General features: G+C 60.3%; 14 protein-coding genes. 7 read left to right on the forward strand and 7 right to left on the reverse strand.

All coding sequences use genetic code 11. The features are described 5' to 3' along the window. Positions 1–2: 2 nt before the first annotated feature. Both glyA and KI610_RS16820 read right to left on the reverse strand, forming a co-directional pair. Positions 3–1253, reverse strand: a complete 1251-nt coding sequence (gene glyA / locus KI610_RS16815; protein WP_226496096.1) for a serine hydroxymethyltransferase — start codon at positions 1251–1253, stop codon at positions 3–5. Between the two features lie 39 nt (positions 1254–1292). Continuing rightward, positions 1293–1949, reverse strand: a complete 657-nt coding sequence (locus tag KI610_RS16820) for a histidine phosphatase family protein (RefSeq protein WP_226496097.1) — start codon at positions 1947–1949, stop codon at positions 1293–1295. A gap of 100 nt (positions 1950–2049) precedes the next feature. On the opposite strand from KI610_RS16820, the gene KI610_RS16825 reads away from it, so the two are divergent. Further along, positions 2050–2643 carry a TRAP transporter small permease subunit gene (locus KI610_RS16825; RefSeq protein ID WP_226496098.1) on the forward strand — a complete coding sequence of 198 codons (594 nt, stop codon included), beginning with the start codon at positions 2050–2052 and terminating at the stop codon, positions 2641–2643. Next, entirely contained in the window at positions 2643–4139 is a 1497-nt protein-coding gene (locus KI610_RS16830) for a TRAP transporter large permease (protein ID WP_226496099.1), read from the forward strand. Before KI610_RS16825 ends, KI610_RS16830 begins: the two co-directional genes overlap by 1 nt. Positions 4140–4195: 56 nt before the next feature. On the opposite strand, the gene KI610_RS16835 is transcribed toward KI610_RS16830, so the two are convergent. Then, complete coding sequence (locus KI610_RS16835) at positions 4196–5119, reverse strand: LysR substrate-binding domain-containing protein (RefSeq protein WP_226496100.1); 924 nt, start codon at positions 5117–5119, stop codon at positions 4196–4198. A gap of 98 nt (positions 5120–5217) precedes the next feature. On the opposite strand from KI610_RS16835, the gene KI610_RS16840 reads away from it, so the two are divergent. The 3 genes from KI610_RS16840 (at position 5218) to KI610_RS16850 (ending at position 7359) form a co-directional block, all read left to right on the forward strand. Further along, complete coding sequence (locus KI610_RS16840) at positions 5218–5997, forward strand: ferredoxin--NADP reductase (protein WP_226496101.1); 780 nt, start codon at positions 5218–5220, stop codon at positions 5995–5997. Between the two features lie 158 nt (positions 5998–6155). Further along, the gene (locus KI610_RS16845; protein WP_226403745.1) at positions 6156–6617 is read left to right on the forward strand and encodes a Dps family protein; all 462 of its coding nucleotides are present in this window, start codon (positions 6156–6158) and stop codon (positions 6615–6617) included. A gap of 121 nt (positions 6618–6738) precedes the next feature. Further along, positions 6739–7359 (forward strand): DUF3108 domain-containing protein, encoded by a 621-nt coding sequence (locus KI610_RS16850; RefSeq protein ID WP_226496102.1) that lies wholly within the window; start codon positions 6739–6741, stop codon positions 7357–7359. 56 nt (positions 7360–7415) lie between these two features. Here the strand turns inward: KI610_RS16850 and KI610_RS16855 are convergent, their stop codons facing one another. The 3 genes from KI610_RS16855 to pmbA form a co-directional block, all read right to left on the reverse strand. Further along, on the reverse strand, positions 7416–8504 hold the full coding sequence (locus tag KI610_RS16855; protein WP_226496103.1) for a TRAP transporter substrate-binding protein: 1089 nt from the start codon (positions 8502–8504) through the stop codon (positions 7416–7418). Positions 8505–8691: 187 nt separating this feature from the next. Further along, a complete protein-coding gene (locus KI610_RS16860; protein WP_226496104.1) occupies positions 8692–9780 on the reverse strand; it encodes a TRAP transporter substrate-binding protein in 1089 nt (362 codons plus the stop codon). Positions 9781–9952: 172 nt separating this feature from the next. Beyond that, positions 9953–11296 (reverse strand): metalloprotease PmbA, encoded by a 1344-nt coding sequence (gene pmbA / locus KI610_RS16865; RefSeq protein WP_226496105.1) that lies wholly within the window; start codon positions 11294–11296, stop codon positions 9953–9955. A 68-nt stretch (positions 11297–11364) separates the two neighbouring features. Between pmbA and yjgA the strand changes: the two genes are divergently transcribed. Together yjgA and mog are read left to right on the forward strand one after the other, a co-directional pair. Continuing rightward, positions 11365–11904 (forward strand): ribosome biogenesis factor YjgA, encoded by a 540-nt coding sequence (gene yjgA, locus KI610_RS16870; protein WP_226496106.1) that lies wholly within the window; start codon positions 11365–11367, stop codon positions 11902–11904. Then, positions 11897–12487, forward strand: coding sequence for a molybdopterin adenylyltransferase (mog, locus tag KI610_RS16875; protein WP_226496107.1), 591 nt, complete (start codon positions 11897–11899; stop codon positions 12485–12487). Before yjgA ends, mog begins: the two co-directional genes overlap by 8 nt. On the opposite strand, the gene KI610_RS16880 is transcribed toward mog, so the two are convergent. Next, complete coding sequence (locus KI610_RS16880) at positions 12488–14032, reverse strand: hypothetical protein (RefSeq protein ID WP_226496108.1); 1545 nt, start codon at positions 14030–14032, stop codon at positions 12488–12490. Positions 14033–14150 lie beyond the last annotated feature (118 nt).

The raw sequence follows: 14150 nt of genomic DNA on the forward strand, positions 1-14150 counted from the left end.
TTTCACGCGCCGTAAACCGGGAACTTGGCGCACAAGGCAGCAACCTTGGCACGCACGGTGGCGGCAACGGCTTCGTCGTTCGGCGCCTCGAGCACGTCAGCCACCAGATGGGCGATGGTTTCAGCTTCGATTTCGGTGAAACCACGCGTCGTCATGGCCGGCGAACCGATGCGGATGCCGGAGGTAACGAACGGCTTCTGCGGGTCGTTCGGGATGCCGTTCTTGTTGACCGTGATGTGGGCGCGACCGAGGGCGGCTTCGGCTTCCTTGCCGGTGATGTTCTTGGCCCGCAGGTCGAGCAGGAAGACGTGGCTTTCGGTGCGACCGGAAACGATGCGCAGACCGCGCTCTTCGCCGAGTACGCGGGCCATGACACGGGCGTTATTGATGACCTGTTCCTGGTAGTTCTTGAACTCCGGCGTCGCGGCTTCCTTGAAGGCGACGGCCTTGGCTGCGATGACGTGCTCGAGCGGGCCGCCTTGCAGGCCGGGGAAGATGGCGGAATTGAGGGCCTTTTCGTGCTCGGCCTTCATCAGGATGACGCCACCGCGCGGGCCGCGCAGAGTTTTGTGCGTGGTCGAGGTCACGACATCGGCGAAGGGCACCGGGTTCGGGTAGAAACCGGCGGCGATCAGGCCGGCGTAGTGAGCCATGTCCACCCAGAAAATGGCGCCGACTTCCTTGGCGATCCTGGCGAAGCGTTCCCAGTCGATACGCAGGGCGTAGGCCGAGGCGCCGGCGACGATGATCTTCGGCTTGTGCTCGCGGGCCAGCGCTTCCATCTTGTCGTAATCGATGGCTTCGTTGGCATCGAGGCCGTAGGAAACGACGTTGAACCACTTGCCGGACATGTTGAGCGCCATGCCGTGGGTCAGGTGACCACCTTCGGCCAGGCTCATGCCCATGATGGTGTCGCCCGGCTTGGCAAAGGCCATGAGCACGGCCTGGTTGGCCTGCGAACCGGAATTCGGCTGGACGTTGGCGGCATCGGCGCCGAACAGCTTCTTCAAACGGTCGATGGCGATCTGCTCGACGACGTCGACGTATTCGCAGCCACCGTAGTAACGCTTGCCCGGGTAGCCTTCGGCATACTTGTTGGTGAGCTGGGAGCCCTGGGCTTCCATGACGGCCTTGCTCACGTAGTTTTCGGACGCGATCAGTTCGATGTGGTCTTCCTGACGCTGCACTTCGGCCTGCATGGCCTTCCAGAGTTCAGGATCAACTTTTGCCAGGGTGTCTTTCGCGGAAAACATGTCAAATGCCTCAAGCCATTGAAAAGGGGTCGAATTTTATCATGCCGGAAGCTCGTCAAGGGCGCCCGGTTCGAGATGGTCGGTTTCGCCCCACGCATTCAGGCTCCACTGGCCGTCCACAGTGGCAATCCAGTTGATCCCGGCGTTGGGAATCAGGAAATCGCGCGGCGTTTCCAGCGAGTTGCCACGGACAAAACGGTTGATGATATCGAGCACGCCACCGTGCAGGACGATGGCGATGGTCTCGCCGGAATGGCGTGCCGCCAGTTCCTTGAGCTTGCCGGTCACGCGCTCGAACATGGTGATCAGGCTTTCGCCCTTCTCGAAATCGTAGTCGGCATTACGCCCTTCGAAGGCGGCGTAGCCTTCCGGATGATTGGCTTTCGCCTCGTCGTAAGTCAGCCCTTCGAAGACGCCGTAGCGCCGCTCGCGCATTTCCGGCACCGGTGTCGGCACCAGCCCGAGTTCGGCGCCAATTGATTGCGCCGTGGTCCATGCCCGCTTGAGATCGCTGCTGTAGAGCGCGACAATGCCGGCCGATCTGAGCCAGCGCCCGGCCGCCATGGCCTGGCGCACACCGGTTTCGTTGAGGCCGATGTCGATCTGCCCCTGAATGCGCCGCTCGGCGTTCCATTCGGTCTCGCCGTGGCGCACCAGACAGATTTGCGTTGTCCGGGTTGTAGGGATTTCCACCATTCTCTGCCTCTCGCCTTCGCTGTAAATTTGGCCCACTTTGATTTTCAATTTACCCCGGCCTTAGAAGCCGGGAATTCTATCAACCGAGGAGGACTTTTTCGTGACCCTTCTGCTCAAGCTCTCGCAGCTGATCGACTGGCTCAATGAGCGCGTCGGCAAAGCTGCATTCTGGCTGGTGCTGGTGATGACCATCATCTGCGCCAGCAACGCCAGTTACCGCTTTATCTTCAATGACAGTTCAAACGGCCTGCTGGAAATCCAGTGGTACCTGTTCGCTGCTGTTTTCCTGCTTTGCTCACCTTATACCCTGCAAAAAAACGAGCACGTCCGTATCGACGTGCTGTCCGGCAAGTTGTCGCCGCGCGGTCTGGCCGTCATCGACATCATCGGCACCTTGTTCTTCTTGCTGCCGATGGTGGTTACCGTACTCTGGCTATCACTGCCGCTGGTCGCCGAATCGTACAAGATCCAGGAAATGTCCTCCAATGCCGGAGGCCTGATTCGCTGGCCGGTCAAGATCCTGCTACCCATCGGCTTCACGCTGCTCGCCCTGCAGGGCATATCCGAGCTGATCAAGCGCATTGGCTTCCTGGCCGGACGAATTGACGACCCGAACAACAAGGAAAAGGGCCCGACGGCCGAAGAAGAACTGGCCGCAGCCATCGCTGCAGCCAAAGCACAGGAGGCCAAATAATGGCGGAGTTCATGATTGCCAACATGGCACCGCTGATGTTTGGCGCGCTTGTTCTATTCCTCCTTTTCGGCTATCCGGTCGCCTTCGCGCTGGCTGCCAACGGCATTTTCTTCGGCCTGATCGGCATTGAACTCGGCCTGCTCCACCCGGCACTCTTTCAGGCTCTGCCGGAGCGGATCTTCGGCATCATGGCCAACGACACCTTGCTGGCCATCCCGTTCTTCACCTTCATGGGACTGATCCTCGAGCGATCGGGCATGGCCGAAGACCTGCTCGACACCATCGGCCAGCTATTCGGCCCGATGCGCGGCGGCCTGGCCTACGCGGTCATCTTCGTCGGCGCCCTGCTTGCTGCGACGACCGGCGTGGTTGCCGCCTCGGTCATCTCGATGGGCCTGATCTCGCTGCCCATCATGCTCCGCTACGGTTACGACAAGCGACTGGCCTCCGGCGTCATCGCCGCTTCCGGCACGCTGGCCCAGATCATTCCACCGTCGCTGGTGCTGATCATCATGGCCGACCAGCTCGGCAAGTCGGTTGGCGACATGTACGAAGGCGCTTTCGTCCCGGGCCTGATTCTGACAGGGCTGTACGTCGGTTACGTCTTTGTACTGTCGATCATCAAACCAGCCACGTGCCCGGCCCTGCCGCCGGAAGCCCGCACCCTGCGTGGTTTCAAGCTATTGCTTCGCGTGCTGACTACGCTGGTTCCGCCGCTGGTCCTCATTTTCCTGGTTCTCGGCACCATTTTCCTCGGCATTGCGACGCCGACCGAGGGCGGCGCCATGGGTGCAGCCGGTGCGCTGATTCTGGCCATCGCCCGCAAACGCCTGAGCTTCAAGCTGCTCAAGCAGGCCATGGAAACGACCGGCAAGCTGTCGTCGTTCGTGATCTTCATCCTCGTCGGCTCGACGGTTTTCGGCCTGATCTTCCGAGGCGTCAATGGCGACCTGTGGGTCGAACACCTGCTGCTCGGACTGCCCGGCGGCCAGGTCGGCTTCCTGATTGTGGTCAACCTGCTGGTCTTCATACTCGCCTTCTTCCTCGACTTTTTCGAACTGTCCTTCATCATCGTGCCGCTGCTCGCCCCGGTGGCCGACAAGCTGGGCATCGATCTGGTCTGGTTCGGCGTGCTCCTCGCGGTCAATATGCAGACTTCGTTCATGCATCCGCCTTTCGGCTTCGCGCTGTTCTACCTGCGCTCGGTGGCCCCCAGTTCGATCAAGACGACCGACATTTATTGGGGTGCCATTCCCTTCGTCTGCATCCAGATCATCATGGTCGCGCTGATCATCATCTTCCCGAACATCGTCAGCTACGGCGACGAGGCGCAGAAAGAACAGCAGCGCCTGGAGAAGGAAGGCAAAGCGCCGGCCGCCATCGATCTCGACTCGCTCATGAAACAGAGCGAAGAGGAACCCGACGAAAAGAAGGAAGGCAACGAGGACGCGGATGCGGCAGCCCTGCTCAAGGGCCTGCAGAGCGACAGCAAGTAATTTCGCCAGCTCGCATCAGGGCGGGGTCTGCGGACCCCGCTTTTTTTTCGTCCTGCTCAGGGGATGAAGGGCAGGGCCAGTTCGCTGGTGTCGGTCGCCCTGGCCGAGAAACGCAGGCACTCGTCGATGAACATTTGGGTTGCGGTGCTGACATGGCGCTGGCGCTGGCGGACGAACTGGAAGCGCCGGCGTAGCGCCAGTTCCGGCGTTTTGATCTCGACCAGACTGCCGCGCCGCAGTGCTTCGCGCAGCGATAACCGCGACAGGCAGCCGATGCCCAGGCCGGATTCGACGGCGCGCTTGATGGCCTCGGTATGCTCCAGCTGCAGACAGACGTCGGGATCCACGCCGACAGCCCGTACGGCTCGGTCGAACAGGGCGCGCGTTCCCGAACCCGGTTCGCGGACTATCCATTTTTGCGCCGCCAGCGCGGTCGACCGCGCCGATCCGGCCGCCGCCAGAGGATGTGAGGGGGCGCAGAAGACGACCAGTTCGTCATCGAGCCAGGGTTCGAAAATCAGATCGGAATCACTGGCTTCGCCCTCGATCAAGCCGAGATCGAGCTCGAAGCGGCGCAGGCGTTCGATCACCTGCTGCGTGTTGCAGACACTGAGATCGACCCGGCTGCCGGGATTCTTTTGCAGGTATTCAACGACCACCAGCGTGGCCAGATAGTTGCCAATAGTTAGTGTCGCCCCGACGGCAACCGGGGCCAGACGACCGCCAGCCAGGTAGCCCTCGACCTCACCGGCCCGGGCCAGAATATCTTCGGCCTGCGGCAGCAAGCCGCGCCCGCTGCCATTGAGGCGCAGCGATTTGCCGATGCGGTCGAACAGCGGGCAATCGAAATGGCGCTCCAGCTCGAGCAGGGCCGTGCTCGCTGCCGATTGCGACATGTTGAGCTGCGCCGCCGCCCGCGAAACATTTTCCAGACGGGCGATGGCGGCAAAGACTTCGATCTGGCGCAGCGTAATTTTCATATCTGAATTTTAGATGACTGATATACAAATTACCCGCTTTTATCAATAAACGATGCCGCCTAATATCGGTCTCATTCTGCACAAGAAGGAGCATCAGCATGAGCAACCTGGCCACCGAAACCGTCACTTCCGTCCATCACTGGAACGACAGTCTGTTCACCTTCCGCACCACCCGCGACCCCGGCCTGCGCTTCACCAACGGCCAGTTCGTGATGATCGGTCTGGAAGTCGATGGCCGCCCGCTGACCCGCGCCTACAGCATCGCCAGCGCCAACCATGAGGAATATCTCGAGTTCTTCAGCATCAAGGTCCAGGACGGCCCGCTGACTTCCCGTCTGCAGCACCTCAAGCCGGGCGACCCCTTGCTGGTCAGCAAGAAGCCCACCGGCACGCTGGTATTGCGCGACCTCAAGCCGGGCAAACGCCTGTTCATGTTCGCCACCGGCACCGGCCTGGCGCCTTTCATGAGCCTGATCCACGATCCGGAAACCTACGAGCGCTTCGAAAAAGTCATCCTCATTCACGGCGTCCGCTGGACCAATGAACTGGCCTACCACGACTACATCGAGCAGGATCTCAAGGAGCACGAGTACTTCGCCGACTGGGTCAAGGAAAAGCTCATTTACTACCCGACAGTGACGCGCGAACCCTTCCGCAACGAGGGGCGCCTGACCGACCTGATCGAATCCGGGAAATTCTTTACCGACATCGGCCAGCCGCCGCTCGACCCGGCCACCGACCGCGCCATGATCTGCGGCAGCCCGGCCATGCTCGAAGACACGGCTGCCATGCTCGACGCTCGCGGCTTCGAAGTCGGCAACCATCACACCGGCAAGCTCGGCGACTACGTGATCGAACGCGCCTTTGTTGAAAAATAGCCATTTTTTCCGGTTGACCGTGGGAAATGGGCCGGGCTATCGTGAGAATAGCCAAAATGAATTGGCGGCGCGCCAGCCAGACGCGCATCATTCAATCGTTGCCTGACCAGTTTGTTTTTCTGGTCAAAGGTCCACCTGATCAACGAAGGGAGAAAATCATGGATATCGGAATCACCAAGAAGGATCGCGAAAAAATCGCCGACGGCTTGTCCCATCTGCTCGCCGACTCGTTCACCCTCTACCTGAAAACCCACAACTTCCACTGGAACGTCACCGGCCCGATGTTCAACACGCTGCACGTGATGTTCATGGACCAATACACTGAACTGTGGAACGCCCTGGATCTGATCGCCGAACGCATCCGCGCCCTGGGCGTCGCCGCCCCCGGCACCTACAGCGAATTCGCCAAGCTCACGGTAATCAAGGAAAGCGAAGGCAAGGTCTCGGCCGAGGACATGATCAAGCAACTGGTCGCCGGTCAGGAAGCCGTCACCAAGACCGCCCGCGGCATCTTCGCCATCGTCGACAAGGCCGGCGACGAACCAACCGCCGACCTGCTGACCCAGCGCATGCAGATTCATGAAAAGAATGCCTGGATGCTGCGCAGCCTGCTGGAATAACAGACTTCACGGTCAACCAGAAAAAAAGGCCAAAATCAAAAAGCCCGCGAACTTCGCGGGTTTTTTATTGCCTACACAATGCGAACAGCATCGCTAAACGACATCGCACGAGGAGGAGAAAATGACCCATTTATTGCCCACAAAAATCCGGCCCGGCATGCTGGCTCTGGCACTGCTGGCTAGCGGTCTGGCTCACGCGCAGAACGTGGAACGTCCAGCCATCGAAGTTGGCGATCGCTGGAAATATGAAACGAAAGACGGGCTTACCCAACTGGTCACCGGGCAAACCGAACGCATCATCACAGCCACCGACAACGACCGGATCGAGGCAACGGAAAATGGCAGCCCGGCAATCTACACCACCGAATGGAACCCACTGGAAACACCGGAAAGCCGTTTCGAGCCCGCTTCCCGTGCATTCAAATTCCCCCTGGCCGTGGGCGACAAGTGGCGCCACGAAGGCAAGACCTTGAACAAGGCGACCGGTTCTGACGGGCGCAGCCAGTACGAAGTCAAGGTCGTCGGCCAGGAAAAAATAACCGTTCCAGCAGGCAGTTTCGACGCCTACAAGCTGGTCATGGAGGGCTACTTCACTGTCCACAATATGGGCAACAGCAGAAGCTTCCCCTTTACCCGAACCTACTGGTATGCCCCGAGCGTGAAGGCCAGCGTAAAAATAGAAAACGATGCGCCCCGCAACAACTGGCGCATGGAATTGATCGAGTTCGGCAAGAAGCTCTGAACACCCATAAAAAAACCGCGAATTTCGCGGTTTTTTCGGGTTGACCGTGGCGCGCCTTACTTCCCGGTCTGCAGGAATCCATCCATCCGTCGTTCGGCCAAACTGAACCAGGCCGACTGGGTTCGACGGTATTTGTCGTACTCGACGTAGATCTTCTTGAAGGCCGGGTTCTTGCCGGCTTCGTCGACATACATGTCGGTTGCCGCCTTGTAGGTCGCCTTGAGAATTTCTGACGAGAACTCCTTGACCTTGACGCCAGCCTGCATCAGCTTGGCCAGTGCCGCCGGGTTCTTGTGGTCGTATTCGGCCATCATCGTCACGTTGGCTTCGAAGGCGGCGGCCTGGAAGGCTTCCTGATATTCCTTCGGCAGCTTGGCCCATTCGGCCTTGTTCACGAAGAAGTGAATGGTCGGGCCCGGTTCCCACCACCCCGGGTAGTAATAATTCTTGGCAACCTTGTAGAAACCCAGCTTTTCGTCATCGTACGGACCCACCCACTCGGCCGCATCGATGGTGCCTTTTTCCAGCGCCGGGTAGATGTCGCCACCGGCGATCTGCTGCGGCACGACGCCCAGCGCCGAGAAGACGGTGCCGCCGAGACCGGCGATGCGCATCTTGATACCCTTGAGGTCAGCCACGGTCTTCACTTCCTTGCGCCACCAACCGCCCATCTGGGTGCCGGTGTTGCCGCCGGCAAAAGAGAGGACGTTGTAGTTGGAGTAGAACTCGTCGAGCAGCTTCTGGCCGCCGCCGTAGTAGATCCAGGCGTTCATCTGACGCGCCGTCATGCCGAACGGGACCGAGGTGCCGAAGCCGAAGGTCTTGTCCTTGCCGACGTAATAGTACGAGCAGGTGTGGCAGCACTCGACGGTGCCCTGCTGCACAGCATCCAGCGCCTGCAGGCCGGGGACGATTTCGCCGCCGGGGAAGACGCGGATGTCGAACTTGCCGCCGGTCATGGCGCGCAGGCGATTGGCCAGCACTTCGGCACCGCCGTAAATGGTGTCCAGGCTCTTCGGGAAGCTGGAAGTCAGGCGCCACTTGATGTTGGGCAGGGCCTGGGCGATGGCCGGAGCGGCGACTGTTGCGGCGGCGCCGGCGACGGCACCAACGGAAGCTTTCTTCAGAAAATCACGACGTTGCATGTTGTCTCCTCCAAAAATAGGGATCGCCGTTCATGACGATTGCCTCATTCTTCACCAAGAGCCGATATTTTGCGAGTAGTGGAAAACCCTAACCCTCGACTGCGCCATGCATTGCGGCGATACCGCCGTTCGCTGCCCATAAAAAAAGGAGCCGAAGCTCCTTTTTTGAATGAATGACCGGTAACGATCAGCGATGCGTCTGATTGAACTGGTCCATCGGCATTTCCGCCACCGCAAACCAGGCGCGCTGGCTCTTGGCGTACTTGGTGTACGAGTCGTAGATCTTCTTGAAGGCCGGGTTCTTGGCCGACTCGTCGGCGTAGAGCTGCAGGGCCGACTTGTAGGCGGCTTCCATGATTTCCTTGGAGAAGGCATGCAGCTTGACGCCGTTTTGCAGCAACTTGGCCAGCGCGATCGGATTCTTGTGATCGTACTCGGCGGTCATCGTCACGTTGGCTTCGGCTGCGGCACAGGCGAAGGCGGCCTGGTATTCCTTGGGCAGCTTGTCCCATTCCTTCTTGTTGACGAAGAACTCGAGACAGGTGCTCGGCTCCCACCAGCCCGGACCGTAGTAATTCTTGGCAACCTTGTAGAAACCCAGCTTCTCGTCGTCGTACGGACCGATCCACTCGGCCGCGTCGATCGTGCCCTTTTCCAGAGCCGGGTAGATGTCGCCGGCGGCGATCTGCTGCGGCACGACGCCAAGCGGCGTCAGCACGGCGCCACCGAGGCCGCCGATACGCATTTTGATGCCCTTAAGGTCAGCCACGGTCTTCACTTCCTTGCGCCACCAGCCGCCCATCTGGGTGCCGGAATTGCCGCCGGGGAAGGAGACGCAGTTGTAGCCGGCATAGAACTCGTCGAGCAGTTGCTGACCGCCACCCTGGTACATCCAGGCGTTGGTCTGGCGGGCATTCATGCCGAAAGGAATGGTCGTGCCGAAGGCGAAGGTGCGATCCTTGCCGACGTAATAGTAGGAAGCAGTGTGACAGCACTCGACGGTGCCCTGCTGCACGGCGTCCAGCGCCTGCAGGCCGGGGACGATTTCACCGCCCGGGAAGACGCGGATGTCGAATTTGCCGCCGGTCAGTTCGCGCAGGCGATTGGCCAGTTGCTCGGCCCCGCCGTAAATGGTGTCGAGGCTCTTCGGGAAGCTGGACGTCAGGCGCCATTTGATACTGGGCAGTGATTGGGCCATCGCCGGTGCGGCGACGGTAGCGGCAGCACCGGCGGCAGCGCCGATGGAAGCCTTTTTCAGAAAATCACGACGTTGCATTTTGTCTCCTAGACAGTGAATTTTTGAGGTTTTTACAACAGACCCCATTCTAGGAAACGAAGGAAAAACCGCGATTGGAGAAAACCCGATCAGGGAAACCCCTGATTGCAAACGGAAAATAGTCAATTAGCATTGAATACACCAGCGGCTAACAGACCCGATGCCCATCAGGTCACTCGCCGGCGATGGTCATCCGGTCAAGCATGATCGAGCCGGTCTGCTTGCTGCCGCGCACCTGGACATCATTGCCGACAGCGACGATGCCGGCCAGCATGGACTTGAGATTGCCGGCGATGGTAATTTCCTCGACCGGGTAGGCGATCTTGCCATCCTCGATCCAGAAACCGGCGGCGCCGCGCGAATAATCACCGGTCACGTAATTGATTCCGTGGCCGAGCAGTTCGGTAACGAGCAGGCCGCGGCCCATTTTTGCCATCAGGCCCTCCAGACCAAGTTCGCCGGGTTCGATGACCAGGTTGTGGCTACCGCCAGCGTTGGCCGTCGTCTGCATGCCCAGCTTGCGCGCCGTGTAGGTGCTCAGGAAGTAGCCCTGCAGGATGCCGTTGGTGACCAGGTCACGGTCGCGCGTCGCCACGCCGTCGCTGTCGAAGGAGGCACTGCCCAGGCCGCAGGGAATATGCGGGCGTTCGGCTATCTGGATGAAGTCCGGCATGATTTTCTTGCCGAGCTGATCGAGCAGGAAGGACGACTTGCGGTACAAGGCTCCGCCGCTCGCCGCGTGCACCAGGCTGCCGAGCAGGCCGCCGGCCAGCGGCGCTTCGAGAATGATCGGGAATTCGCCGGTCTTGACCTTGCGCCCGCCCAAGCGAGCAATCGCCCGTTCGGCGGCAATACGGCCGACCTGCGCGGCGTCGTCGAGACGGCTGGCATTGCGATGCGTCGTGTACCAGTCGTCGCGCTGCATGGCATCCTGCTCGCCAGCAATCACCGAGCACGAAATGTAATGGCGCGAAGTCGGGTAGCCGCCCATGAAGCCAAGGCTGTTGGCCGAGACGAAATGCGCCTGCTGCGTCGAAATCGAGGCACCTTCGGAATTACTGACCAGCGGACTGGCTTCAAAAGCCGCCTGTTCGCAACGACGCGCCGTTTCGATAGCGTCCTCTACGGTCAACGCCCAGGGATGGTACAAATCGAGATCCGGGACATCCTTGGCCATCAGCGCTGCATCGGCCAGCCCGGCGCAATCGTCCTCGGCCGTAAAGCGGGCGATGTCGAGCGCCGCCTCGACCGTTTCACGCAGCGCCTGGGCCGAAAAATCGGAGGTGCTGGCGTAGCCCTTGCGCTGGCCGGAGTAGATCGTGATGCCGATCCCCTTGTCGCGATTGAACTCGATGGTCTCGACCTCGTCGCAGCGCACCGTCACCGACTGCCCGAAGCCTTCGGAGACATCGACCTCGCAGGCCGTCGCTCCCTTGCTCCTGGCGTGCTTGAGGACATCCTCGGAGAGCTGTTGCAGGGTGGCGTGGGAATAGGAAAATGCGGCAGTTTCGGACATGGAGGCGGCGTCGGAGCGGGAAAGCCGCTATCATAACAGCCCGTTATTGCCAGCACCGGACGCACCCCATGCAAGAAGAAGATTTCACCGAAGACACCGGCCGCCCCTCGAAGACCAAAAAGAAAGAGGCGATGCATGAATTGCGCGATCTTGGCGCCGAACTGGTCGAGCTTTCGGTCGGCCAACTGAAGGCGATCAAGCTGCCGGAAAACATTTTCGAAGCGGTGCGCGAATGCCAGAAGATCACTGCCCACGGCGCCCATCGCCGGCAGGTAGCGTATCTCGGCAAGCTCATGCGCGGCGTCGACGACGAACCGATCCGCGCCGGCCTGGCCATGCTGCGCGGCGAATCCTCAGCCGAGACGGCGCGGTTGCATCGCCTCGAGCGTTTCCGCAATCGCTTCCTCGAAGACGAAGCCTATCTGGCTGAAATTGCAGCAGTCTGGCCCTCCATCGACCTCCAGCACATGCGCCAGCTGCGTCGTAATGCGTTGAAGGAGCAGGAAAACAACAAGCCGCCGAAAAATTTCCGCGCCATTTTCCAGATACTGCAGGAACTCGACAAGCAGGGCACGCCCGCGGCTGAACAGAAAGCTGGCGATGAATGATGAACTGGTCGTCGGCCTCGTTTCGATCAGCGACCGCGCGTCGACCGGCGTCTATGAAGACAAGGGCATCCCTGCCCTGCAGGAATGGCTGACTTCGGCGCTGACTACGCCGTGGCGCGTCGAAACCCGGCTGATCGCCGACGACCGCGAGACAATTGAAAATACGCTGATTTCTCTGGTTGACCGTAGCAATTGCCATCTGGTCCTGACCACCGGCGGCACCGGCCCGGCCTTGCGCGACGTCACGCCGGAAGCGACGCTGGCCGTCGCCGACAAGGAAATGCCCGGCTTCGGCGAAGAAATGCGGCGGATCAGCCTCAATTTCGTGCCGACCGCGATCCTCTCGCGGCAAGTGGCCGTCGTCCGCAAGCAGGCGCTGATCATCAACCTGCCCGGCCAGCCGAAATCGATCAAAGAAACGCTCGAAGGCGTTCGCAACGCTGACGGGACGGTCGCCCACGTCGGCATCTTCGCCGCCGTGCCTTATTGCATCGACCTGATCGGTGGCCCTTATGTCGAAACGAATGAGGCAGTGATCAAGGCTTTCCGGCCCAAATCGGGAATTCGCCCACCCAAGTCCTGATCAGCCGAGCGAACTCCGGCGATAGCGCGCCAGTTCGTAATCGGCGGTCTGCTCGCTCAGGGCAATCGGCGTCAGCAGGAAGCGCTGACCATCCCGGACATATTCCAGGCTTTCGCGCTGGTCGAAGGTCATCGGCGGCAAGATGATCCGAAACTCATCGGCCTCGTTGCCGTCGAGCAGCATCAGGGTCGGTGTTCCCGCTGCCGCGGCATAGCTGGACACGGCCCGAATCTGCACTTCTACCGCCAGCGCTTTCGTGGCCAAAGCCTGAATGCCGACGCGGGCATCCTTTTCGGATAGCCGGTGATAACGGCGAATCACCCCGAGCAGCCAGTTGTCACCGCCTTCCGGCTGCATGGCAACGAGGGCGCCGACCTTCAGCCATTCGCCCGGCGCACTTCTGAGCAAGGCGCCGAAGCCACCGCGACTGACATTTTCGGCAACCCAAGTGTCCGTCGGCAAACCCGCCGCCTGACCGCCAAACTCATCGGAGAAAACAACGAAAGCGTTGACCAGTCCATTCAGCACCGACATGCGGTGCGTGACGCGATGGCGGTCGTGCAGGCGCTGCGGCGGCATCGGTGAAAGGTAGTTGGTCAAATGGCGGAACACCGTGACCAGCAGCTTGACCGGATACTGTCCGCCAAGACTGATTTCGGGCGGCATGTCGCCACCTCGCTCCAGCGTCTCGAGGACCGCCTGCATCGCCTCGTGGGCCGCGCCGGGCTTGAGGAAGCGCTGCGTCGGCTCGGCCTTGGCCGGCCGGCGCGCCAGGCGCAGCGGCGGCTGAGCCAGCTTGAGATCGACCCAATAGACGCTATCAATCTGAGCCTCGACGGTAAATACAAAACCGGGCAGAAAATGGGCGATGATCTGTTCGGCCAGCTCGATGCCGACCGGCAGCAGGCTATCGAGCGACGCCGCCTGGAATATCATGACTTTCTGGTATTCGTGCAGCGGGGAGGTCATGCCACTCCTGCCCGGCAAGGCTACCGCCTTGCCTGCCACGCCCGCCTCCTCAGCCGCCATCAAGGCGCGCCCCAGGCTCTGCCAACAGATGTCCCGCGACGGGCCATAATGAAACTGTTCCCACTTGAGGGCCCGGCCGAGGGCTACCATCAAGCGAACGCATAATGTCGGCAGCACCAACTTCGGCAACTCGCCGGGCCGACCTTTCTCGCCGATGGCCGGCAGACAGCGCTCATAGGCGGCGCCCAGGCGGGTCCAGAAAGCATAATTGATCGACCACAGACGGTTTTCTTCGGATTTCGACAGACGAACGCTCCCGAAATACTCGCGGGAAAGACGCTTCAGATGCGGCTGAGCCGCTTCCTCGAACTGCTCGAGAACCTCGTACAAGGTGCCACTGGGAAAATTACTGACGCCTTCCAGCGATTCGAGCCAACCGGAGATTTCGTCGAGCGCCTTGAAGGCGTTGTCCTTGGGCAATTCGCTGAGGACTCTGCGCAATTCGCGCGCATTGGCCAGTGGATGATCTGATTTCTGGGCAAAGAACCCGCCCAGATTGGCTACCTTGTTGAGCACCGCCCCCCTCCTTCAATAATTATTTTTTAACAGTGTAAACCGACAAATCGCCGTCTGCCGTGAGTAATTTCCACATTCCGGCAATATTACCAGTGGATAATTTCGCCTCTGTGGCCGA

The organism is Ferribacterium limneticum, assembly GCF_020510565.1.
In the GTDB taxonomy this organism is placed as follows: Bacteria; Pseudomonadota; Gammaproteobacteria; order Burkholderiales; family Rhodocyclaceae; genus Azonexus; species Azonexus limneticus_B.

Coding starts and splice junctions, on each gene's coding strand:
- pmbA (WP_226496105.1), bottom strand. CDS start 11,296: ATGTCCGAAACTGCCGCATTTTCCTATTCCCACGCCACCCTGCAACAG.
- KI610_RS16820 (WP_226496097.1), bottom strand. CDS start 1,949: ATGGTGGAAATCCCTACAACCCGGACAACGCAAATCTGTCTGGTGCGC.
- KI610_RS16830 (WP_226496099.1), top strand. CDS start 2,643: ATGGCGGAGTTCATGATTGCCAACATGGCACCGCTGATGTTTGGCGCG.
- KI610_RS16860 (WP_226496104.1), bottom strand. CDS start 9,780: ATGCAACGTCGTGATTTTCTGAAAAAGGCTTCCATCGGCGCTGCCGCC.
- yjgA (WP_226496106.1), top strand. CDS start 11,365: ATGCAAGAAGAAGATTTCACCGAAGACACCGGCCGCCCCTCGAAGACC.
- KI610_RS16835 (WP_226496100.1), bottom strand. CDS start 5,119: ATGAAAATTACGCTGCGCCAGATCGAAGTCTTTGCCGCCATCGCCCGT.
- KI610_RS16845 (WP_226403745.1), top strand. CDS start 6,156: ATGGATATCGGAATCACCAAGAAGGATCGCGAAAAAATCGCCGACGGC.
- KI610_RS16840 (WP_226496101.1), top strand. CDS start 5,218: ATGAGCAACCTGGCCACCGAAACCGTCACTTCCGTCCATCACTGGAAC.
- KI610_RS16850 (WP_226496102.1), top strand. CDS start 6,739: ATGACCCATTTATTGCCCACAAAAATCCGGCCCGGCATGCTGGCTCTG.
- KI610_RS16855 (WP_226496103.1), bottom strand. CDS start 8,504: ATGCAACGTCGTGATTTTCTGAAGAAAGCTTCCGTTGGTGCCGTCGCC.
- glyA (WP_226496096.1), bottom strand. CDS start 1,253: ATGTTTTCCGCGAAAGACACCCTGGCAAAAGTTGATCCTGAACTCTGG.
- mog (WP_226496107.1), top strand. CDS start 11,897: ATGAATGATGAACTGGTCGTCGGCCTCGTTTCGATCAGCGACCGCGCG.